Here is a 20,597-nt window from a genome sequence, read left to right as displayed (position 1 = left end):
GATGGGCACCGGCACCCGGTCGGCCCGGCGGGTGGTCGTCGTCGGGGCCGGGGTGACCGGCCTGGTCACCGCGGTCGCCTGTGTGCTCGCCGGACACCAGGTGACGGTGCTGGACCGGGGGGCGATCCCGCATCCCGGGTCGAGCTCGTTCGACCAGCACCGGGCGATCCGGGCGCTCGACCCCGACGACCTGCCGGGCACCCGACGGGCGGCGCTGGCCCACCAGCGGTGGCTGGAGCTGGAGACCCTGCTCTGCGGTTCCCACCCCGGCGTCGGCTTCTACCGGCGGGTCGGGGTGCTGACCGGCTGGCCCGGTGGGCAGGTCGAGCGGGTCGCGCAGGTCGCCGCCGACGCCGGCCTGTCGGTCAAGCTGGTCGAACCCGACGAGGTCGGGCAGATCCGGTTCCCGGCCGGGGCGCGGGCGGTGCTCGAACTCGACGCCGGTGTCCTGCTGGCCGACCGGGTGCTGTGGGCGGCGGCGCGCTGGCTGGCCCGGCACCCGGCCGCCCGGCTGCGCGCCTGGTCCCCGGTGGCCTCGGTGGACACCGACCGCGCGCGGGTGGTGCTGGCCGACGGCGGCTGCGAGCAGGGCGACCTGGTCCTGGTCGCGGGCGGGCCGTGGACGGGGTCGCTGGTGGACGTACCGACCGTGCTGCACCGGCAGACGATGGTCTACCTGCGTCCGCCCGCCGACCTGGTCCGCTGGTGGGACACCGCGCCCAGCGCCGGTCGGGTCGGCGCGGACGGTCGGGCCTGGCTGCTGCCCTCCGGTGCCGGCACACTGCTGAAGGTCAGCACCGACGCGGCGTGCCGGGTCGTGGCCGACCCGGACGACGACGAGCCGGCCGACGAGCGGCACTGGGTCGACCGGATCCTGGCGGCGGGAATCCTGACCGGCACGGACCGGTACACGGTCGCCGCGGTCAAGCGGTGCCACTACGCGGTGGACGCCACCACCGGCGGCGCCCACCTGGTCCGGCTCGGCCCGGCGGTGTACGCCCGGGCGGCCAGCGGCGGCGACGGATTCCGTACGGCGCCGTTGGTCGCCGACCGGATCGTGGCCGCGCTGCGGCCCACGGACCGGCACCCCTCACCTGACATTTTCTGAACCGCACCCCCCTGATCGGAAGGAACACACGATGAGCAGCTCCCCGAACGTGCTGCTGGTGATCGGTAGCGGGCTCAAGCTCTACCGGGAGTACCTGGTCCGCTCGGCGGCGGCCCGCGCCCGGGCGGCGGGTCACCAGCTGGTGCTGATCAACAACCTGCAGCCGACCTGGCAGCACGAGTACTTCGCCGACATCGAGGTGGTCAACGTCTTCGACCACGCACTGCTGGCCCGCACCGCCCGGGAGATGGCGACCCGCTACACCGTCGCCGGCGTGCTGTGCTGGGACGAGCCGCTGGTGATGCCGGCGGCGGAACTGGCCGCCGAGTTCGGCGTTCCGGGGCTGAGCGTCCCCGGCGTGCAGGGCTGCCGGGACAAGTACAGCGCCCGGACCCGGCTGACCGAGGCCGGCCTGCTGCAGCCCGGTTTCGCGATGACGGCCGACCTGGCGCAGGCGCGGGCCGCCGCCGAACGGATCGGCTATCCCGTCGTGGTCAAGCCCCGGGCCCTCGGCGCCAGCATGGGTGTCGTGCTCGCCGAGGACGAGGCGCGACTGACCGAGGCGTTCGAGGTCGCCTCGGGGGCCAGCCTCGTCGGTGACGAGCCGTTCCGCGGCGGCGCCATCGTCGAGCAGTACGCCGTCGGCCCGGAGATCAGCATCGACGGCGCGGTCCACAAGGGCGAGTACCTGCCGATGTTCCTCGCCCGTAAACGCACCGGCCCGCACCCGTACTTCGAGGAGATCGGGCACGTGGTGGACGCGGCTGATCCGCTGCTGCACGACCCGGTGCTGATGGAGACCCTGGCCCGGGCGCACCGGGTGCTCGGTATCGAGGACGGCATCACCCATTCCGAGGTGCGGTTGACCGACCAGGGGCCGCTGATCATCGAGATCAACGGCAGGGTCGGTGGCGACCTGATCCCGTACCTCGGCAAGATCGCCACCGGGATCGACCCCGGCGAGGTGATGGTGGACGTCGCACTCGGCCAACGCCCGGAGATCACCCGGTCGCAGCGGGGCGCGGTCGGCATCCGGTTCGGCTACCCGGCGACCGACTGCCTGGTCCACTCGGTCGAGGTACCGCAGGAGGCACCTGGCCTGGTGACGGCGTCGCCGATGGTCGAGCCCGGCACCACGCTGCGGCTGCCGCCGGGCGGCTACATCGCCCGCCACTCGTTCGTGGTGTGCCAGGCCGACGACCCGGTGACCTGTGAGCAGCGGCTCGACGCCGCCGCCGCGCTGGTCGTGGTGACCGCCGAGCAGGTCGCCGCGAAACCACCGGGCGCGGTGCTGGAGATGCCCGCCGGGCTGCTGGACGTGGACGAATGATCAGCTACGAGGGGCGGCTGTTCCGCAAGGCGGGCGGCGGCGACGGCACCGTCGCCCGCTACCGCCAGGACGGCGACCTGGTCTGGGCCGACTTCGGTGGCGGCGCGGTCCGCCGGGGCACCGTCACCGGCACGTGCGCGCCCGACGGCACCCTGCGGTTGGCGTACACCATGGTGCTGGCCACCGGAGAGGTCATCGCCGGGCACACCGTAAACGTGCCACAGTTGCAACCGGACGGTCGGCTGGTGCTGCGCGAGCAGTGGCAGCGCTACGGCGAGCACGCCACCAGTGGAGTGTCCTACCTGGAAGAGGTCGCGCCGGGTGGACGGGAGGGGTCCGATGACTGACTGGGACGGACTGCGGACGGTCGTCGGCGGGCGGCTGCGGCTGCCCGGCGACGACGGATTCGACCAGCGCACCATGCCGTTCAACGAACGGTTCCGCGACGTGGTGCCGGCGGCGGTGCTGTCGGCCACCACCGGCGCCGACGTCAGCCGGGCGATCGGCTGGTCCCGCGACGCCGGGATCCCGGTCGTCGCCCGGGGCGGTGGCCACAGCTACGCCGGCTACTCGGCCAGCCGAGGGCTGATCCTCGACCTGCGGGAGCTCGACAGCGTGCACGTCGACGCGTCGACCGGGCTGGTCACCGTCGGCGGCGGCACCCAGATGCGCACGCTCTACGCGGCGCTGCGGAAACACGACCTGATCCTCCCGCTGGGCAACTCCGACGACGTCGGCATCGGCGGCCTGGTCCTCGGCGGCGGCGTCTCGGTGGTGTCCCGGGCGATGGGGCTGACCTGTGACTCGCTGGTCCGTACCGACGTCGTCCTCGCCGACGGCAGCGTCGTGACCTGCGACGCCGACCAACATCCGGACCTGTTCTGGGCGTGCCGTGGCGGCGGTGGCGGCAACTTCGGGGTCAACGTGTCGTTCACGTTCCAGGCCCGGCCGGTGCCGGCCACCGCCACCTGCCTGGTGCTGTGGGACTGGCCGCACGCCGTCGACGTGCTCGCCACCATGCAGGAGGTGATGCGCCGCGCGCCGCGCGAGTTCGCCGCCCGGATCGGGGTGAGCCGCGCGGTGGGCGGCGACGCCGTGGTGTCGGTGATCGGGCAGCACCTGGGCTCCGCCGACGAACTACGGGAGCTGCTCGCCCCCGCGCTGGCCGCCGCGCCGGCGACCCGGATCGACATCGCCGACCGCAGCTACTGGGACGCGGCGGAGTACCTGCACCACACCACCGCCGGCGGGGCCTTCGCCGTACGGACCCGCTGCGTCGGCGAACCGTTGGCCGAGGCGGGGCTGCGGGCCATCGTCGCGGCGGTCGACAAGTGGCCGGGCAGCGCCAACCCCGACGGCGCCGGCGTCGCCCTGTTCACCTGGGGCGGGGCGATCGCCGACGTCCCCGCCGACGCGACCGCCTTCGCGCACCGGGACACCCTGTTCCTGGTGTCGATGGACACCTCGTGGCAGCCCGACGAGCCGGCGACGGTGGTCCGGGACAACCTCGACTGGCTCGCCGCGCTGCATCAGGAGATGGGCGGGTACGCCTCCGACGCCGCCTACGTCAACTTCACCGACCCGGACCTGGAGCAGTGGCGCACCGCGTACCACGGGGTCAACGCGCAGCGGTTGGCGCAGGTCAAACGCCGCTACGACCCGGACCGCGTCTTCTCCTTCCCGCAGGCGCTCTGATCGGCATGGAAGCGGACCTGCGAGCGGTGATGCGCCACTTCGCCACCGGCGTCGCCGTGGCGACGACGTACAGCGACCGGGCGGACGGCAGGCACCACGACGCGGTCACGGTCAACTCGCTGACCTCGGTCTCGCTCGATCCGCCGCTGGTGTCGCTGTGCCTGCGACTGGATTCGGCGTTCCTGGCCGATCTGCTGGCCACCAAGAAGTGGGCGGTGTCGATCCTGCCCGACGCGGCCCGCGACCTCGCCCGGCGACTGGCGGTGGACCGGGCGCGCCGGGCCGGCACCGTCGGCACGCTGCCGGCGACCGCCGGGGCACGCACCGGCGCGCTGGTGCTCGACTCGGCCAGTTGGATCGAGTGTGTGCTGTGGGACAGCTTCGACCTCGGCGACCACACCCTCGTCGTCGGCGAGGTGGTCGCGGTGGACGACCGGGCGCACGGCCCGGCGCTGGTGTTCCTGCACGGCCGCTACCACACCCTCGACGATCCGGCGCAGTGACCAATGTCCGTCCGTCCCGTGACACACGAAAGGTCAGCGACATGAGCAAGATCCGCCAGGTCTCCGGCGACGAGCGGTTGCACACCGCGTTCACCCTCTACCCGTACGCCTTCGACGCGACCCCGTCGGCGACCGCCGCCGACGAGCTTCGCGGGGTGCTGCCCTACCACGAGGACAACCACACGCTGATCGTCGAGGAGGACGGTCGGACCCTGGCCACCGTGGGGGCGATCCCGATGCGGCAGAACCTTCGGGGTAGGGCGATGGGGATGGCGGCGCTCGCCTGGTTGGCCACCCGTCCCGGTGCCCGTCGGCAGGGCCACGGTCGCCAGCTGATGCAGCAGATGCACCGCGACATGCTCGACAAGGGAAACCTGCTGGCGGTGCTCTACCCGTTCCACCCCGCCTACTACAGCAGGTTCGGCTACATCGGACTGCCACTGAACCGGACCGCCTCGTTCACTCCGCAGGGACTGGCCCCGCTGCTCGACGTCACCCTGCCCGGCGAGGTCTCCTGGCAGAGCATCCGCGAGGGCTTCGACACCTGGCGGGCCTTCCAGCGGCAACTGTTGGAGCACCGGCACGGCTACATGTTCACGCCTGACTTCCGGGCCGCGCGGGCGTCGAACGCCGACGATCGCTGGCTGGCCTGCGCCACCGTCGACGGGGAGGTGGTCGGCCTGGTCACCTACCGCGTCGACGGCTACGGCGGCACGCTGCACGCCGACGAGCTGCTCTACACCAGTCCGATCGGCCGGGCGTTGCTGCTGCAGTTCCTCGCCCAGCACGCGTACCAGGTCAGCCGGATCGTGATCACCGTCGCGCCGGACGAGTTCCCCGAGACCTGGGTGACCGGTCTCGAGGTGCTGACCTCGGCCGAGGCGACGTTCCCCGCGTCGCCACCGATGATGGGGCGACTGCTGTCGATGGACGCGCTGCGCGGCCTGCGCTGCGCCGCCGCCCGGGTGGAGGTCGACGTCGTCGACGACGACCTGCTCGCCGGCCGGTACCTGCTCGACGGCACCGACGGCACGATCACCGTGACCGCGACCGACGACACCGGCCCGACGCCACGGGCGACGCTGACCGCCGCCGGGCTCTCCGGCCTGGCGTACGGCGTCCTCGACCCGCTCGACCTCGTCGCGCGCGGGCTCGGCGAGGTCGACGCCGAGGCGGCGGTGCAGTTGCGCACCCTGCTGCCGCGCTGCACGCCGCACGCCTTCGGCAAGGGCTGACCGGCTCGGCCGCACCTGGGCAGGCCGGGCCGGGTCCGACCGGTGCGACACCGGTCGGACCCGGCCGCTTGCCGTCAGGCGGGCCCGACACCGTCCCCGGGGTGACGGGACGCGGCGGTCGCAGTCAGATGATGTCCGAGGTGGGGACCGGGGCCGCCCAGGGGTTGACCCGGTGCAGGCCGGCGGCGGCCCGGCGGGCCCGACGGCTGGCCAGGTCGACCGGGGCAGCGGCGATGTCGCGCCGCACCTCCTCGGCGAACGCGCCGACCGGCACCGGCACGTCGTAGCTTCCCGGCACGGCGCAGTGCCGGACCAGCCCGGCGTCGACCAGTGACTCGAGCAACTCGTCGGCGCTGTCGGTCGAGACGTTCATCGCCCGGGCCACTCCGGTCACGGTCATCGACCGGACGCCGTCGCCGGCCAGCCGGCAGAGCAGGTCACGGGCCGTGCGGGCCAGTCCCTGGTACGCCGACCCGATGCGGTCCCGTACGGTGACGTCGCCGACCGCGAGGACGTCGAGCAGCCGCCGCCGGTCGGTGAGCTGCCCCGCCGTGTAGCCGAGGGTCCGGCCCGGGCGCGCGGCGATGCGGCGCCCGACGACGTCGACTGCGAGCGGCAGGTCCCCACAGGACTCGGCGATCGCGTCGGCGGCGGCGTACTCGGCCCGCACCCGCGCCTCGCCGACGAGCCGACCGAGCAGGTCCAGCGACTCCGCGCGGGTGAAGACGTCCAGCCGAATCCGATGGGTACCGCACAGGCCCAGCAGCCGGGGCCGGCTGGTCAGGACGACCTGGCTGAACGCGCTCTGCGCCAGCAGCGGACGGACCTGGGCCTCGTGCTGGACGTTGTCCAGCACGACGAGCAGCCTGCGCTGCGCCAGCAGGGACCGGTAGAGGCCGATCCGCTGCACCGGGCTGTCCAGGATCTGGTCGACGGGCACCCCGAGGGCCAACAGGAAGTCCCGCACGATCGTCGGGACCGCGTCGCCGTCCGGGCCGTGGGTGGCGAGGTCGACGTACAACTGTCCGTCGGGGAAGTGCCGCCCGGCCTGCTCCGCCAGGCGCAGCACCACGGCGGACTTCCCCACCCCGGCCAGGCCGGTGATCAGGATGGGGGCGCGCGCGTCGGTGGGCGGGGCGATCAGTCGGCTGAGGTCGGCGATGACGTCGGCCCGGCCGACGAAGGCACCGGGGGCCATCGGCAGCTGCGCCGGGCGGGTGGGAACCGGGGGGCCGGGGGCGTCGCCGCCGTACGGGCGGTCGGTCCACGCCGCCGCCGGTACGCCGGACTGCTCGGCGATGTCACGCCACCGCCGCTCCCACGCCCCGAGGTCGCCACCGCAGGCAGAGACGAACGCCAGGGTCACCGCCAGCGTCGGCAGCCGTCGCCCGTCCGCCGCGCTGGACAGCACCGACGGCGAGAACAGCGCCCTGCGGGCGAGCTCGCGGTAACTTGGATTGCCCGCCCGGCGGCGCAGCAGTCGGAGATCGTGCGCGAATGCCGGGATCGGTCCGCCGGAGGCATCCAGCGGACGTTCGGGTCGTCCCATTTGTTCCTCCCCGATGGGTCTTGCCGTCCAGCCGAATGCTACCTGCGAACTGATCATCTGGGCAGTCCTCAGGACCCCCGTGCGGTAAGTAGAAATTGATTTGGTTGATTGTTTTGTTATCTGACGATGGCAGCCAATCCTAGCGTCTGTTGGACTTCGATCAGCACAAACGCCCTGGCGACTGTGCCCAAATCCAGTGTCATCGGCCAGACGGGTTCAACGGAGGAAGTGTGCGATCATCCCATACCGCCCAAACAACGGCAATGACCGGCACAACGGGCCGGCCCACCGCCACCGACGACACCGTCGCGGACGCTGGCGACGGCGTGATCATCAGCTACCACGGCACCGAGCCGGAGAACGCCCTGATCCCCGGCCACACGACCGAGTCCGGCGGGGTCAAGGTGATCGCCGCCCTGTTCCGCGGCCTGGTCTCGTACGATCCGATCGACGCAAGCCCCCGCAACGAGGTCGCCGAATCGATCGAGACCACGGACTCCACCCGGTTCGTCGTCACGCTTCGCCCCGGCTGGACGTTCCACGACGGCTCGCCGGTGACGGCACGTAGTTTCGTCGACGCCTGGAACTACACCGCGTACGGCCCCCACGGGATGCAGGCGGCGAGCTTCCTCTCCCACATCGAGGGATTCGACGAGGTGAACGCTGCCGACGCGACCGTCAGGGAATTGTCCGGACTGAAGGTGATCGACGAACACACGTTCGTGGTAACCTTGTCCGCACCATTCTCCGAATTCCCGGTCACCCTGGGGTGCAGCGCATTCTTCCCATTGCCCGCAGCATTCTTCGCCAACCGCGAGAAATACGAGGCCCACCCCATCGGGAACGGTGCCTTCCAGTTTGTTTCCCGGGAACCGGAGAAATACATTCTCCTGCGCCGCTACGAGGGGTACGCCGGAGCCGAGAAGCCACACATCGGCGGCGTCGAGTTCCGGATCTACGCCAGCCTGGAGGACGCCTACCACGACGTGATGGCGGACAAGCTCGACTACCTCGACGTCACCCCGTTCTGGGCCTTGACCGACAACCGGTACCTGCGGGACCTGCCGAACCGCACCCACGACCGGACATATCTCGGGATCCAGACGATATCCTTCCCGCTGTACGATTCCCGCTACGCCGATCCCCGATTGCGTCAGGCGATCTCCATGGCGATCGACCGGGCAACGCTGATCGACCGGATCTTCCAGGGCCATCAGGTCCCGGCCGACGGCCTGGTGCCACCGGCCGTCTCCGGGCGGGCCGAGAACCAGGGCGGCGAACTGTGCAGCTACTCCCCCGTCCGGGCCAAGGAACTCTTCGACGCCTGTGACTTCACCGGCGAGATCGAGCTGACCTCCAACGTCGACTCCCCCAACCAGCCGTGGATGGAGGAGGTCTGCGCCTCGGTCACCGCGACGCTCGGCGTACCGTGCCGATTCGTGCCGATCCCCACCCTCGGAGAGTTCCGCCGGCGACTCAACGCCCAGGAAATCACCGCGCTGTTCCGATCCGGCTGGATCGCCGACTACCCGTCGATCGAGAACTTCCTCAGCCCGATGTTCCGCACCGGTGCGTCGGACAACGTCGGCAAGTACAGCAACCCTGCGGTGGACGCCCTGCTGTCCGCAGCGGACCGTGCGCCGACCAGTGCGCAGGCGTGGGATCTCTATCAGCAGGCGGAACGGCTGATCCTGCAGGACATGCCGACGATTCCGATCTGGTACCAGAGCACCCTGTCGGCGTGGTCCACCAGGATGCGCAACGTCCAACCGAACCCGTTCCGCGAGCTCGACCTGTTCAGCGTCAGCGTGGCACCACCAGAGACCACAACGGACTGAGACTGCGGACGGGACGCCGGCGCGGCCGGCGTCCCGTCCGGCCCGATCGACACGTCGAGTCAGTCACCACAACGGTGGAAAGGCGAACCGTGAACCGTGAACTGCTGATGTCCGACGCGACCCATTTCCGCGTCGACTACGAAATCAACCCGTACATGTGCACCGGGGTGCAGCCGGACCCCGCGGCCGCGGTCGCCGAGCACGCCGCGATCGCCGCGGCGCATCTGGCGGCCGGGCGCAAGGTGGAGTACCTGCCGTCCGCCCCGCAGTGCCCGGACATGGTGTTCACCGCCAACGCCGCCGTGGTACGCGGCGGCCGGGCGGTGCTGGGCGACCCGCCCGCACAGCGGCAGGCGGAGCTGCCGTACTTCCGCCAGTGGCTGACCGAGCAGGGCTACGACGTCGTCGCCGCGCCGTACCCGTTCAGCGGTCAGGGTGACGCGCTGGCCTTCGGTGACCTGCTGCTGGCCGGCTACGGCTACCGCACCGACCGGCGGATGCACCCGGTGCTCGCCGCCGAACTCGGCTACCAGGTGGTGCCGGTACGTACGGTGAGTCCCCGCTGGTACGACCTGGACCTCGCGGTCGCGGTCGTCGGCGGACCCACGAACACCCTCGCCTGGTGCCCGGCGGCGCTCGACCCGGCCAGCCAGGGGCGGTTGCGCGACCTCGCCGTCGACCTGATCGACGTCGACGTCGACGAGGCCGCCCGGTTCGCGCTCAACCTGGTCAGCGACGGCACCACGGTGACGATGACCCGGGGCAACCCGGGTCTCGCCAGCGCGCTGCGCGAGCGTGGCCTGCAGGTCGTCGAGCTCGACACGACGGAACTGGCCAAGGGCGGTGGCGGAATCCGCTGCACCGCCCTGACACTGGACAACCCGCCGGCCACGACCGGCTGAGGTGCCACCCCGCCGATCAACCACGGTTCGGCTGCGGCTCCCGCTCGTCGTCGGCGACGGCGTCTGCCGCAGCCGGCACCGGCGGCGTCGCCGTCCCGCCCGTCGCAGTTGCGACCGGTGGCGTTTCAAGCGTCGGCGTTTCGAGCGTCGGCCGCATGATCTTCATCGACAGGACCGCCGCGCCGATGCTCAGGAAGCCGGCGACGTACCAGACCGGCGCGTAGCCGCCGAAGCCGTCCCGGGTGATGCCGGCCACCGTCGCCGCGATCGCGGCACCGATCTGGTGGGAGGCGAAGACCCAGCCGAACACGATCGGCGCGGACATCCCGAAGTGCTCCCGGCACAGGGCGACGGTCGGCGGCACGGTCGCGATGAAGTCCAGACCGTAGAAGACGACGAACACGATCATGAACCCGGTCACCTCGTCGGCGAACACGTGCGGCAGCGCCAGCAGCGAGATCCCCCGCAGCAGGTAGTAGACCGCCAGCAGCAGCCGGGCGTCGACGCGGTCGGTGAGCCACCCGGACAGGATCGTGCCGACCAGGTCGAAGACACCGATCAACGCGAGCAGCCCGGCGGCGGTGACGCTGGGCATGCCGTGGTCGTGAGCGGCCGGGATGAAGTGGGTGGCGACCAGGCCGTTGGTGGTGGCGCCGCAGATGGCGAAACCGGCGGCGAGCAGCCAGAACGGCCGGGTCCGGGCGGCGTTCCTCAGTGTGGTCACCGCGAGCCGGGCCGCGTTGCCGGAGGGCGGCGGCGGCTTCACCACCTCGTCCGCCCCGTGCGGCGGAATCCCGATGTCCGCCGGATGCTCGCGGAAGAACAGCAGGATCAGCGGTACCGTCGCGAACGCCACCATGGAGACCACGATCGCGGCGGAGCGCCACCCCGCGGACGACTCCGCCATCGCCGCCACCAGCGGCAGGAAGATCAGGGAGCCGGTCGCGCCGCCGGCCGACAGGATGCCGGTGACCAGGCCGATCCGCTTGACGAACCAGCGGGTGCCGATGGTGGCCACGAAGCCCAGCGAGATCGAGCCGGCGCCGAGGCCCACCAGCACACCCCAGAGCAGGACCAGCTGCCAGGACGCTGTCATGAACACGGTCAGGCCGCTGCCCAGCGCGATCAGGGCCATCGCGCCAGCGGTGACCTTGCGGACACCGAACCGCTCCATCAGGGCGGCGGCGAACGGCGCGGTGACACCGTACAGGGCGAGGTTGACCGACATGGCGAAGCCGATGGTGCCGGTCGACCAGCCGAACTCCTGCTGCAGCGGCTCCACAAGTGCCCCGGGCGTGGCCCGGAAACCCGCCGCGCCGACCAGGGCGACGAAGCCGATACCCGCGATCATCCACGGCCACAGATGCTTGGTGCGAATCATGCGGCAAGCGTCGTCGATCACCGCCGACACGAGGAAGTGGCTCTAGAGCCAACATGTGAAAGAATCAGGCCATGGATCGCCCTCACCTGATCGCGGTGCTCGCGTTGGACGGCGTGGTCGCGTTCGACATCGGCACCCCGCCGCAGATCTTCCACTCCGCCCGCGACGACCGGGACCGACGCCTCTACCAGGTGCGGATCTGCACCCCAGGCGGGGCTCCGGTGCGCAGCGCCGCCGGGTTCACCGTCACCGCCGATCATGGGCTGGAGCTGCTGTCCGAGGCGGACACCGTACTCGTCGCCGGGGTTCAGGACCAGGTCCAGGTCCTGATCGACGGCACAGTGGACAACCAGGTCCGCGACGCGCTGCACGCGGCCGCGGACCGCGGCGCCCGGATCATGTCCACCTGTACGGGAGCCTTCGTCCTGGCCGGTGCCGGCCTGCTCGACGGCCGCCGGGCCACCACTCACTGGGCGCACGCCGACGACTTCCGCCGCCTGTTCCCCCGCGTCGACCTCGACCCGGACGTGCTGTTCGTCGACGACGACGGCATCCTCACCTCGGCCGGTGTCGGCGCCGGCATCGATCTGTGCCTGCAGATCGTGCGGGACGACCACGGCAGCGAGATCGCCAACTTGGCCGCCCGCCGGTGCGTCGTGCCGCCGTGGCGCCCGGGCGGCCAGTCGCAGTACATCGTGCGCCCGGTCCCCCAGGTCACCGACACCTCCACCGCCCCGGCCCGCGCCTGGGCGCTCGAACACCTGCACGAGCCGCTGGACCTGCGGGTGCTGGCCGCGCACGCCCGGATGAGCGTACGCACCTTCACCCGCCGGTTCCGCGAGGAGACCGGCCTGAGCCCCGGCAAGTGGATCACGCAACAGCGCGTCGAGCGGGCCCGGCACCTGCTGGAGACGACGGAGATGGTCATCGACCAGGTGGCCCGCCACTCCGGCTTCGGTACGGCGGCAGCGCTGCGGCAGCAGATGAGTGCCACCGTGGGAGTCCCGCCCAGCGCGTACCGCACCACGTTCCGGTCAGCCGACGCCACCCGCGCGCACCGGGTCTCCGCGCTCGTCCGCTGATACCCCGCGCGTCCTGGTTCGACGTAAAGGGCGGCGTCGCCCGCCGCCGATCACCGGGGCGACGTACCGGGCGGTGTCACCACCGCACGCCATCGATCACAGTGGCGCAGGCACACGATCGTCCAGCACCGGTGTCGGTGCCGGACCAGCGTCGTCGGCCGTCGGGCCGGTGCCATCGCCGGCCGCTGGCGCGGCGGCCGGCCCGGCCGCCAGCAACTCGTTGAGCACCTGGATGGCGCCGGTGATCCGCAGCAGGGTCTGCTGAATGTCGGCCCGCCGGGCCTCCACCTCGGCGAGCATCTGCTGGCCGGCGCGCAACTCGGCCTCCAACTCGGCGACCCGCTGCGCCAATTGCTCCCGCATATCTTGATCCGTCCCGTCGAGGGTTCTCTGTCACTGATCGTCGATTTCGAACTGCCAGAAGGTCTTCGTGTGCGAGGCCACCGGCTGCCCCGGGATCCAGGTCAGGGCGTACCGGTACTGGCTGTCGCCACGCTTCTGGCCACTGTCCCAGATGTAGCTGTCGTAGTAGGTGTTCCGCAGCTTGCAGACCAGCTCGTTGTCGGCCAGCTTCTTCAGGATCTTCAGCTCACGCTCACCGATGGTGACGTCACCGATTCGCACCGTCTTCGCGTTCACCTGTCCGACGTGTATACCGCGATACTCGCCATCGCCCGCTCTGAAATGGAACCCGGCCGGGTCCACTTCGAGCTGGTACGCGTACCGGCCACCGTGGTGGAACCGGATGGCGAGCGGCGTGGCCGGCACAGTCGGCGGGGACGCGTCGGCCTGCAGCAGTTCCAGGAAGACGAGTTTGCGGCCCGGCTCGACGTCGCGGGCGTCCCGACGCAACAACAGATGCCGGTGCTCGGCCCGGACAGCCAACTGGTAACCCTCGACGGCGTCCATGCCGACCCCGACCTGGCCGGCCGGGTTGATGGTGAGCCGGGCGGCCTGATTGGTGACCAGCGTCAGCGGGCTCGTCGTGCCGGTGCCCACGATCATCCCCGCCGGCGCACCGAACATCCCGGTGTCGTGCGCCATCACCCGGCCGTCCACCTTCGCCGTGCGTACCGACAGCTTGGTGGTCGCCGTGCCGACCACGTCGACCACCCGCCCCCAGCCGTCGGCACCGGACAGGTCGGTGGTGCCGATGCCGACGTGGCCGTTCGCGCCGACGAAGAGCCGGGTCGTGCCGTCCGGGTCCGAGTCGTGGGTCCGCACGTGCAGGCCGCGTCCGGCGGCCGACCGTCCGTCGTACTCCACGGAGAAGCCCTGGTTGGCCGCACCGGCCCAGAACCGGATTCCGCCGCGACGCTGATCGTCGGCGGCGAACCGGAACGTCAGATGCCGGTCCTGCGGGTCGAAGTCGCCCACGTCCAAGCCACCGCTGCCGACGGAGGCGGTGCCGATCCCGATCCCGCCGGACATCGACAGGCTGGACCGGTGGGCGGCGGTCGGGTCCACCGTGACGTCGCCGTTGGCGGCCACCGTGAGCCGGCCGAGCAGCACCGTCGGACCCTCCAGTTCGGGCGGGGCCTCGGCGGGGGCGACCGCCGTCGCTCCGTTCGGGGCAACCGCCACGACCTTCGGCCGCTCCTCCCAGCGCCGGGCGCCCACCCCGCCGTCCCCGGTCTGTCCCACGTCCGTCGGGGACTCCTGGTAGGCCAGACGCACCTCGACGTTCTGCTGGTTGGCGAATCCCGAACCCAGCGCAATATCGGTGCCGACGGCCAGGACAAGGTGCCGGCCCAGGGCGTCAACCGCCATCCCGGCGGAGACGGTGACCGTCGACGGCTCGTCCGCCGCGGTCAGGGTCAGGCCGTCGCTGACGCCGGTGAGCCGCAACAGTCGGCTCTGCCGACGCTCGCGGTCCAGGTGGAACTTCTGCTCGTCGATGAAGTCCTGGTCCTCCAGGAACTGCCCGTCGAAGAAGCGGACACGCTTCGATACGACGTCAGGTTGGGTGTAGTCCGCCATCGGACCTCCTCCGGTTTCAGGTCGAGTCGCGCGTGCCGAGCAACGTGTTGCGGCCGAGGACGAGCCGCTCCGGCTTGCCGCCTTCGCTTTCCTTCAATTCCTCGGAGACCAACCGCATCGTGGGCACCACGACCTTGAGCGCGTAGAACGTGTGGGCCGGCTTCTCCCGGTCGATGATCGCCCGGGCGGTCTCCTGCACCCGGCGCAGCTCGTCGCGGTCGGCGGCGCCGAGAGTCAACTGGACCTGGAAGTAGTGGGCGGGAGTGTCGTAGTCGTCGAGGATCACCACGTCCTCCCGGGTCACCTGGTCCGCCAGCGGCCGCAGGTAGATCTCCAGCATCCGGCGCAGCCCGGCCAGGGTCCCCCGCTGCCGGTACAGCGGCACGACCTCCCGGATGAAGCCACGCTTGGTGGCCGTGTCCCAGTCCGCCCGCAGACTCAGCGCCACCCACCCGGCCAGCCACGGCAGGAAGTCCTCACCGGTGTGCACCGGGTCGATGTAGTCGGCGGACCGTTCGATGGTCTGCTCCAGACCCTCGACGTCGTCGCGGCCGGTCAGGATCGCCTCGAAGGCGAGCAGGAAGCGGCCGGCGAACGGGTCCTCCCGGAACATCGCCGGCAGGTGGTCGAGGTACCGGCTCATGGCGCGACCGCCCCACTCGGCAGGTGGGTGCGGCCGTACGTGTCGTAGCCGACCAGGTCCAGCCGGGCCAGCCGGGGCAGCTGGTGCACGTCCAACTCGATACTGACCGCCGTACCGCCCCCGCCCCCGGCCGCACCACCTGCGTCGACCAGGGTGAGCCGCACGTTCTCGAGGTAGTCGAGCAGCGGTGACTGTTCGAGTACGGCGTACACCTCGGACGGGTGGATGCCCTGCCCGAAGGGCCAGCCGGTGCCGGCGGCGCCACCGGTGAGCGGGTCGTAGAACCGGTGCAGCCGGGCCTGTGCGTCGGCGAGGGCGTCGGCCGGCGGGGCGTCCTCGCGCAGCGCCAGGTCGGCGGAGACGCCGATGTCGACGTACTGCGGGCCGACGACGTGGTGGCGTACGGTCAGCAGCCGACGCGGCTCGAGAAAATCGTGCAGCTCGGTGGTCAGCGCCTCGGTGGGCACCGGATGGGTGTCGGTCGCCGCACCCGGTTCGGGGACGACGACGACGCTGACGTGCGCCGGGGCGGGCGCGGCCGGATCGGGGCCGGCAAGGTCACGACCGGCGACGCACCGGACCCGTCGGACCGGGGCCAGCCCGGCGGCCTGCGACTGAGTTGGCCAGGTCCGGCGGACCAGGTACTCGTAGTCGTCTGCGGTCGCGGCCCGGTAGCGTTCGTGCAGGTCGGCCAGGCTCTGCCGGACGGCGGCGTCGAGCCCACCGGCGGCCGGCGGGGTCCACTCGGGGCCGTTGAGCAGCTGCAGGAAGTTGCGGGTGTGGCTCGGTGGGATCTGGTTGACCTGGTACAGCTGCATTTCGGTCAGCCAGGCCAGCATCTCGACCAGGATGATGCCGGGGTCGCTGGGGTTGTGGTCGGTCCACTCCGGCAGCAGGACCGGGATCAGCGACCGCGCCTCGCCGACGAGGTCTTCGTAGTCGCGGTCGTCGAGGTTCGGCAACTCAATCGGCACGGCGGTCCTCACGCTGGAAGGGTCACGGTGATCTGGTGCCGCCCGGAGTAGACCAGCGCCCGCGCCAGCCACCGGGCCAGGTCCGCAGCCACCGGCTCGGCCGCACCCTGCGCGAGCGAACGGTCGAGGACGGCCGCCAGACGCTCGCCGAGCACGTCGGACTCGGCCACCTGCGCCACGTCGAGCTCGCGGACATGGTCGACTCCGTCGATCGCGGTGACCGCCGCGTACAGGTCCGAGCGGTGTGGCTTGCGGCCGAACGCCCAGCCGGTGCCGTCCGGTCCGCCGGTCAGCGGATGCAGGAAGCGGTCCAGGGTCTGCACGACCCGCGCCTGGATCAGCCCGGCGGCCTCGGCAGTGGTAGCCACCACCGTGGCGGCGACGGTCACCTCGATCCACTCCGGTCCGGCGACCCAGAGGCCGACGGTCGGCGCGCACCGCGCCCGCAGGTGCTGATCCACCTGGCGCAGCAGTCCCAGGCTGGGCGCCGGACGGGCGGCGGCGGAGACCGGAACCACGATGACCCCGACCCCGCCGACGTCAGCCTGCTGATGCTCACCGCCCGGCTGCCCGTCCGGATCGAGCCACAGGTTGAACGGGTCGAACCCGCTCGGCGGCACCGCCTGGGCCCGAGCCACCTCCGTCGAGGACTCGAACGCGAGGTCCACGAAGTCGTCGACCGTGACCGCCCGGTCGCGGTGGCGCAGCGCCTTCGGTCCCCGGACCCGTACCCGCTCCAACGGCTCCCAGCCCGCACCACCGGAAGCCGGCTCGTGGTTGGTCACCGAGTCCAGGTAGGGCACCGCGGATTTCAAGGTGGTGATGGTGCCCGCCGGTCGGTTGCCCTGCTCACCGCCGCCGGTGCGGTAGGTGATCCGGACGTTGTTCTGCCCGAGCGGCACCACCCGCCCCGCCTGGCCGTCGCCGAATCCGATCTCACCGGTCGCGGCGTCGATGGTGTAGTGGCGGTCACCCGGCCCGGAACGGTGAAAGTCCGTCACCTCGTGCCAGCGTACCCAGATCTGCTCGGCATCGTCGGTGACCGTGACCGCACCCGGGCCGTCGGCCTCGACGAGCGCGGCCTCCTCCGTCGGCGACGGCCGCTGCGGCTCGCGCACGACGAGCCGCTGGCCGGCCAGCACCGGCGTCTGCGCGGTGGTCAGTCGTTGACCGGCCTCGGCGACGCCCGATCCGAGGATCTCCTCGGTGATGGTCGTCGTCTGCGTCGCCCAGGTCGTGTTCGGTGCGACCCGGCGCAGCCGGGGCGGGATCGCGAAGCTGCCGCGCCGGTGCCGTAGGCGCAGCCAGCACCGGTGCTGCCCGAAACGTTCCCGGGCGGCCAGGTCCGGCGGACCGACGAAGCGGACCACGCCACGGTCGCCCAGCGTCCCGGTCTCGTCGATCGCGGCCAACGGCCGCCAGCCGTCGACGCCGCTGTACTCCCACACCAGGTCGGCCCGGTCGGTCAGGTCGGCCCCGGCGAGCCGGTCGGCGGCCACCTCCTCCGGCGCCGGTGGCTCGACCTGCAGGTAGAGCGTGACCGGGCGGTTGCCGAACGGCTGGTCGAAGCCGAGGTAGAGGGCGGGGTCCCGGTGCGGATTGGGGACGAACGGGGTGACCTCCCACGGCTCGTCGCCGGCACGGTGATGGGTGACGAGGCGGAAGTCGTTCTCGGTGACGCAGGCCTGCGCCGGGACCGCGGCCGCGAGACCGGCGCGGGACCGCCAGGACAACGTGGTGACGACCGGCGGCGCGAAGGTCGCGTCGACCAGTTCGTAGCCGCCGTCGTCGTTGCGTGTGTAGTGGGCCGCGACCCCGTAGTCGCCGCCGATCAGCCGGACCCGGACCCAGTACTCCTCCACCCCGTTGACCTCGGTGGGCGCGAAACCGACCGGCGGGGTGAGCGTCACGGTGGCGCTGTCGGTGAACGCGTACTCCGGGTCGTCGACGGTCACCGTACGCCAGGCCACGCCGTCCCAGGCCTCCCAGACGAGCCGTGGGCGACCCTCGGTGCGTACCGGCGGCACTGCGGGACCGGCCGGGTCGTCCGGGTCCGCCGGGTCGGCCGGCCCGTTGGTCAGCGTCACCTCGACGACGAGCTCCGCGCCCGGCCAGACCAGGTTCGCCGGACAGGCCAGGTAGCAGGTGTCGTTGAACCGGGGCTGCTCGCCGAAGGGACGGAAGTCCTTGGTCACGTCGATCGGGCTGGTGTTGCTGACGGCGTGCGGCAGCGCCACCGGGTCCGGTGCCGTCTGCATCCAGACGTCGATGGCGGTGATGACGGGCAGCTCCCAGTCATAGCCGACGGTCACCGCCGCCAGCTGGGGCAGGGTGGCGTACGTCGCCCCGTCGTCGACGATCTCGGCCCGCAACCAGTGGCCGGACCGTCCCTGGAACAGCTCGGCCGGCCACTCGGCCGGCATCCGGAAGCTGATGTCGCCGTCGCGGGTCAGCGCCTGCGTACCGTCGCGCAGCCGGGCGGGAGTGTCGAAACCGGACGCCACCTGCGCCGTGCTGGACCGGCCCAGCGGCTGCCACTCGTCGCCGACCTTGTACGACCACACCACCTGCACCCTGGTGTCCGGGACGGCCGTCGCCGGTCGGGCGAGGGTGACGGTCAGTCGGACGACGGCACCGGGAAACGCCGTCGCCGTCGGGACGCTGAGGTAGCACCGCCGGACCTGGCTGCTCTCACCGAACGGGAAGACCCCCGCGACGTCGACCTGCGGGGCCCGCTGACCGGCCGCGACAGCGTCGAGGGCCAGCCCGGTAACCGGGTGCGGCAGCGGCATGTCGAGCTGCGCGCGTAACCATCCGGCGGTGGTGCCGTTCACGTCGTACGCGGGCAGGGGCGGCAGGCCGGCGAGGGTCACCACCAACGCGGTGTCCGCCAGCACCGTGTCGGCGTCGACCGGCTGCCACCGGGCACCGTCCCAGTACGCCCAGGAAAGCGGCCAACCGCCGAGCACCGCGACGTCCGTGGTGGTCAACCGTACGGTGACGGTCTTGGTCCCCTCGGTGGCGAGGACCGGGTCGCAGGCGACGTAGAACCGGTGCGGCACCGGCTGATCGCCGGTGAAGGCGGCGAACGACTCGTCACGCTGGCCGGTACCCGCAGCGCTGCGGTCGGCGTAACTGTCCTGCGGCGCGTCGTCCACGAGCACGGCCCGCAGCTGGGCCGGGGTGACCACCAGGTCGGTCGCGGTCTCGAAGACGACCTCGTCGTCCTCGCCGTCGCGCGGGGTGGCCGCGACCTGAGTGCCGGCCGGGACCACCGCTTCGGTGCGGCTGCCCTGGGCCAGGGCGAAGGTGAACGGTACGCGGGCCGGTCGCGGCGGCACCGGTCGGGTCCCGATCAGGTTGAGGAACGCGAGGTAGTCGCGTTCGGGCACCTGGTTCAGCCGCTGCACCACCAGTTCGGCGTAGCGGGCGAAGATGCCGATCAGCGCCTGACCGGCGTCGGGTCGCCCATCGGCGGGTGGCCGCCAGTCGCTGTACCGGGTCGCCAACGCGGCGGTCTCGGCGGCCAGCGCCTTCCGGTCGCGGGGATCGATGGGTGGGGGCTGTCCGGTCATGCGAGGTAGAAGGGGTAGACGAGGTTGAACCGGCTGTTGGTCGAGCGCACCTGGTAGTTGATCTCGATGAGCAGTCGGCGCCGGTCGGCGGGGTCGGGTGCGGCGTAGACGTCCAGCACGTCGATCCGGGGTTCCCAGCGGGCCAGTGCCTCGCGCACGGACCGGCTGACTCGACCGGCGGTGCCGATGTCGTTGACGTCGAAGACGATGTCGTGGATGCCGCAGCCGAATTCCGGCCGCATCACCCGTTCGCCGGGTGCGGTGCCGAGGATGAGTCCGATCGACTGGCGGATCAGTGCCTCGCCGTCGTCGCTGAGCCGGATGCCCTGCGCCGGCTGGTGGCCGACCGGGAACGCCCAACCGGTGCCGAGGAATCCGTGTTTCACCGTGCCGGTCACCCGATCGTCACCGTGCCCGTGGCCAGGACCGTGCCGCTCGGCAGGTCCTGCGGATCGTTGCAGGTCGAGGCGAGGTCGCCGGACCTGATCGCCGGCTTACCGTTGATCTTCACGGTCGCACTGCCGCCTTCGAGGGTGGCCGTGTTCGACGGCTGCTTCTGGAACGACGTACCTGGCGCGGTGGGTACGTGTGCCGGGGTGTTCTCGGCGGTGGAGCCGGCCACCGCCGCCGGCTTACCCATGATCTTGACATCGGCGCTCAGCCCGCCGTTGATGATCCCGGTGAAGGGATGCGGCAACGGTGTCGGTGTCGGCGCGGGTGCCCCGGGCACCATGACGATGTGGATGTCGGTCGCGTTGACCCGGTCACCCTGCTTCGCCGCGAACTGCCCCATGAGAACTCA

Annotated in this window: 18 protein-coding genes; 9 read left to right on the top strand and 9 right to left on the bottom strand. The window is 71.6% G+C overall.

Annotation, left to right across the window (positions count from 1 at the left end; all coding sequences use genetic code 11):
• Position 1 precedes the first annotated feature (1 nt).
• From ACN28F_RS26165 to ACN28F_RS26140, 6 genes are read left to right on the top strand one after another with little or no spacing between them, the layout of a single operon-like run.
• Complete coding sequence (locus tag ACN28F_RS26165) at positions 2-1,108, top strand: FAD-dependent oxidoreductase (protein ID WP_421360146.1); 1,107 nt, start codon at positions 2-4, stop codon at positions 1,106-1,108.
• 31 nt (positions 1,109-1,139) lie between these two features.
• Positions 1,140-2,438, top strand: a complete 1,299-nt coding sequence (locus ACN28F_RS26160) for an ATP-grasp domain-containing protein (protein WP_421360145.1) — start codon at positions 1,140-1,142, stop codon at positions 2,436-2,438.
• Complete coding sequence (locus ACN28F_RS26155; protein WP_289210497.1) at positions 2,435-2,785, top strand: hypothetical protein; 351 nt, start codon at positions 2,435-2,437, stop codon at positions 2,783-2,785. The genes ACN28F_RS26160 and ACN28F_RS26155 overlap by 4 nt, the downstream gene beginning before the upstream one ends.
• The gene (locus ACN28F_RS26150; RefSeq protein WP_421360143.1) at positions 2,778-4,133 is read left to right on the top strand and encodes an FAD-binding oxidoreductase; all 1,356 of its coding nucleotides are present in this window, start codon (positions 2,778-2,780) and stop codon (positions 4,131-4,133) included. Before ACN28F_RS26155 ends, ACN28F_RS26150 begins: the two co-directional genes overlap by 8 nt.
• A 5-nt stretch (positions 4,134-4,138) precedes the next feature.
• Positions 4,139-4,636 (top strand): flavin reductase family protein, encoded by a 498-nt coding sequence (locus tag ACN28F_RS26145; protein WP_421360141.1) that lies wholly within the window; start codon positions 4,139-4,141, stop codon positions 4,634-4,636.
• Between the two features lie 41 nt (positions 4,637-4,677).
• Positions 4,678-5,871 carry a GNAT family N-acetyltransferase gene (locus ACN28F_RS26140; RefSeq protein ID WP_421360139.1) on the top strand — a complete coding sequence of 398 codons (1,194 nt, stop codon included), beginning with the start codon at positions 4,678-4,680 and terminating at the stop codon, positions 5,869-5,871.
• A 124-nt stretch (positions 5,872-5,995) separates the two neighbouring features.
• Here ACN28F_RS26140 and ACN28F_RS26135 read toward each other — a convergent pair whose 3' ends face one another.
• Complete coding sequence (locus ACN28F_RS26135) at positions 5,996-7,420, bottom strand: NB-ARC domain-containing protein (RefSeq protein WP_289210493.1); 1,425 nt, start codon at positions 7,418-7,420, stop codon at positions 5,996-5,998.
• 263 nt (positions 7,421-7,683) lie between these two features.
• Between ACN28F_RS26135 and ACN28F_RS26130 the strand changes: the two genes are divergently transcribed.
• Together ACN28F_RS26130 and ACN28F_RS26125 are read left to right on the top strand one after the other, a co-directional pair.
• On the top strand, positions 7,684-9,258 hold the full coding sequence (locus ACN28F_RS26130) for a peptide ABC transporter substrate-binding protein (protein WP_289210492.1): 1,575 nt from the start codon (positions 7,684-7,686) through the stop codon (positions 9,256-9,258).
• A gap of 89 nt (positions 9,259-9,347) precedes the next feature.
• Positions 9,348-10,160 carry a dimethylarginine dimethylaminohydrolase family protein gene (locus tag ACN28F_RS26125; RefSeq protein WP_421360137.1) on the top strand — a complete coding sequence of 271 codons (813 nt, stop codon included), beginning with the start codon at positions 9,348-9,350 and terminating at the stop codon, positions 10,158-10,160.
• Between the two features lie 16 nt (positions 10,161-10,176).
• On the opposite strand, the gene ACN28F_RS26120 is transcribed toward ACN28F_RS26125, so the two are convergent.
• Positions 10,177-11,541, bottom strand: a complete 1,365-nt coding sequence (locus ACN28F_RS26120) for an MFS transporter (protein ID WP_289210490.1) — start codon at positions 11,539-11,541, stop codon at positions 10,177-10,179.
• Between the two features lie 71 nt (positions 11,542-11,612).
• On the opposite strand from ACN28F_RS26120, the gene ACN28F_RS26115 reads away from it, so the two are divergent.
• A complete protein-coding gene (locus ACN28F_RS26115; RefSeq protein ID WP_289210489.1) occupies positions 11,613-12,623 on the top strand; it encodes a GlxA family transcriptional regulator in 1,011 nt (336 codons plus the stop codon).
• Positions 12,624-12,719: 96 nt separating this feature from the next.
• On the opposite strand, the gene ACN28F_RS26110 is transcribed toward ACN28F_RS26115, so the two are convergent.
• The 7 genes from ACN28F_RS26110 to ACN28F_RS26080 are packed head-to-tail and all read right to left on the bottom strand — an operon-like array spanning position 12,720 to position 20,588.
• Complete coding sequence (locus tag ACN28F_RS26110; protein ID WP_289210488.1) at positions 12,720-12,986, bottom strand: hypothetical protein; 267 nt, start codon at positions 12,984-12,986, stop codon at positions 12,720-12,722.
• A 30-nt stretch (positions 12,987-13,016) separates the two neighbouring features.
• Entirely contained in the window at positions 13,017-14,603 is a 1,587-nt protein-coding gene (locus tag ACN28F_RS26105; protein WP_421360134.1) for a hypothetical protein, read from the bottom strand.
• Between the two features lie 16 nt (positions 14,604-14,619).
• Entirely contained in the window at positions 14,620-15,246 is a 627-nt protein-coding gene (locus tag ACN28F_RS26100; RefSeq protein ID WP_289210486.1) for a phage tail protein, read from the bottom strand.
• On the bottom strand, positions 15,243-16,232 hold the full coding sequence (locus tag ACN28F_RS26095; RefSeq protein ID WP_289210485.1) for a hypothetical protein: 990 nt from the start codon (positions 16,230-16,232) through the stop codon (positions 15,243-15,245). The genes ACN28F_RS26100 and ACN28F_RS26095 overlap by 4 nt, the downstream gene beginning before the upstream one ends.
• Entirely contained in the window at positions 16,229-19,795 is a 3,567-nt protein-coding gene (locus ACN28F_RS26090; protein ID WP_421360132.1) for a putative baseplate assembly protein, read from the bottom strand. Before ACN28F_RS26090 ends, ACN28F_RS26095 begins: the two co-directional genes overlap by 4 nt.
• Positions 19,792-20,193, bottom strand: coding sequence for a GPW/gp25 family protein (locus ACN28F_RS26085; RefSeq protein WP_289210483.1), 402 nt, complete (start codon positions 20,191-20,193; stop codon positions 19,792-19,794). The genes ACN28F_RS26090 and ACN28F_RS26085 overlap by 4 nt, the downstream gene beginning before the upstream one ends.
• Positions 20,190-20,588, bottom strand: coding sequence for a PAAR domain-containing protein (locus ACN28F_RS26080; protein ID WP_289210482.1), 399 nt, complete (start codon positions 20,586-20,588; stop codon positions 20,190-20,192). Before ACN28F_RS26080 ends, ACN28F_RS26085 begins: the two co-directional genes overlap by 4 nt.
• Positions 20,589-20,597: the final 9 nt, after the last annotated feature.

It is taken from the genome of Solwaraspora sp. WMMA2101 (genome assembly GCF_049179175.1).
Taxonomy (GTDB): Bacteria; Actinomycetota; Actinomycetes; order Mycobacteriales; family Micromonosporaceae; genus Micromonospora_E.
The sequence above is the reverse complement of the archived record's forward strand: the minus strand, read 5'-3'. Positions and strand labels throughout refer to the sequence as shown.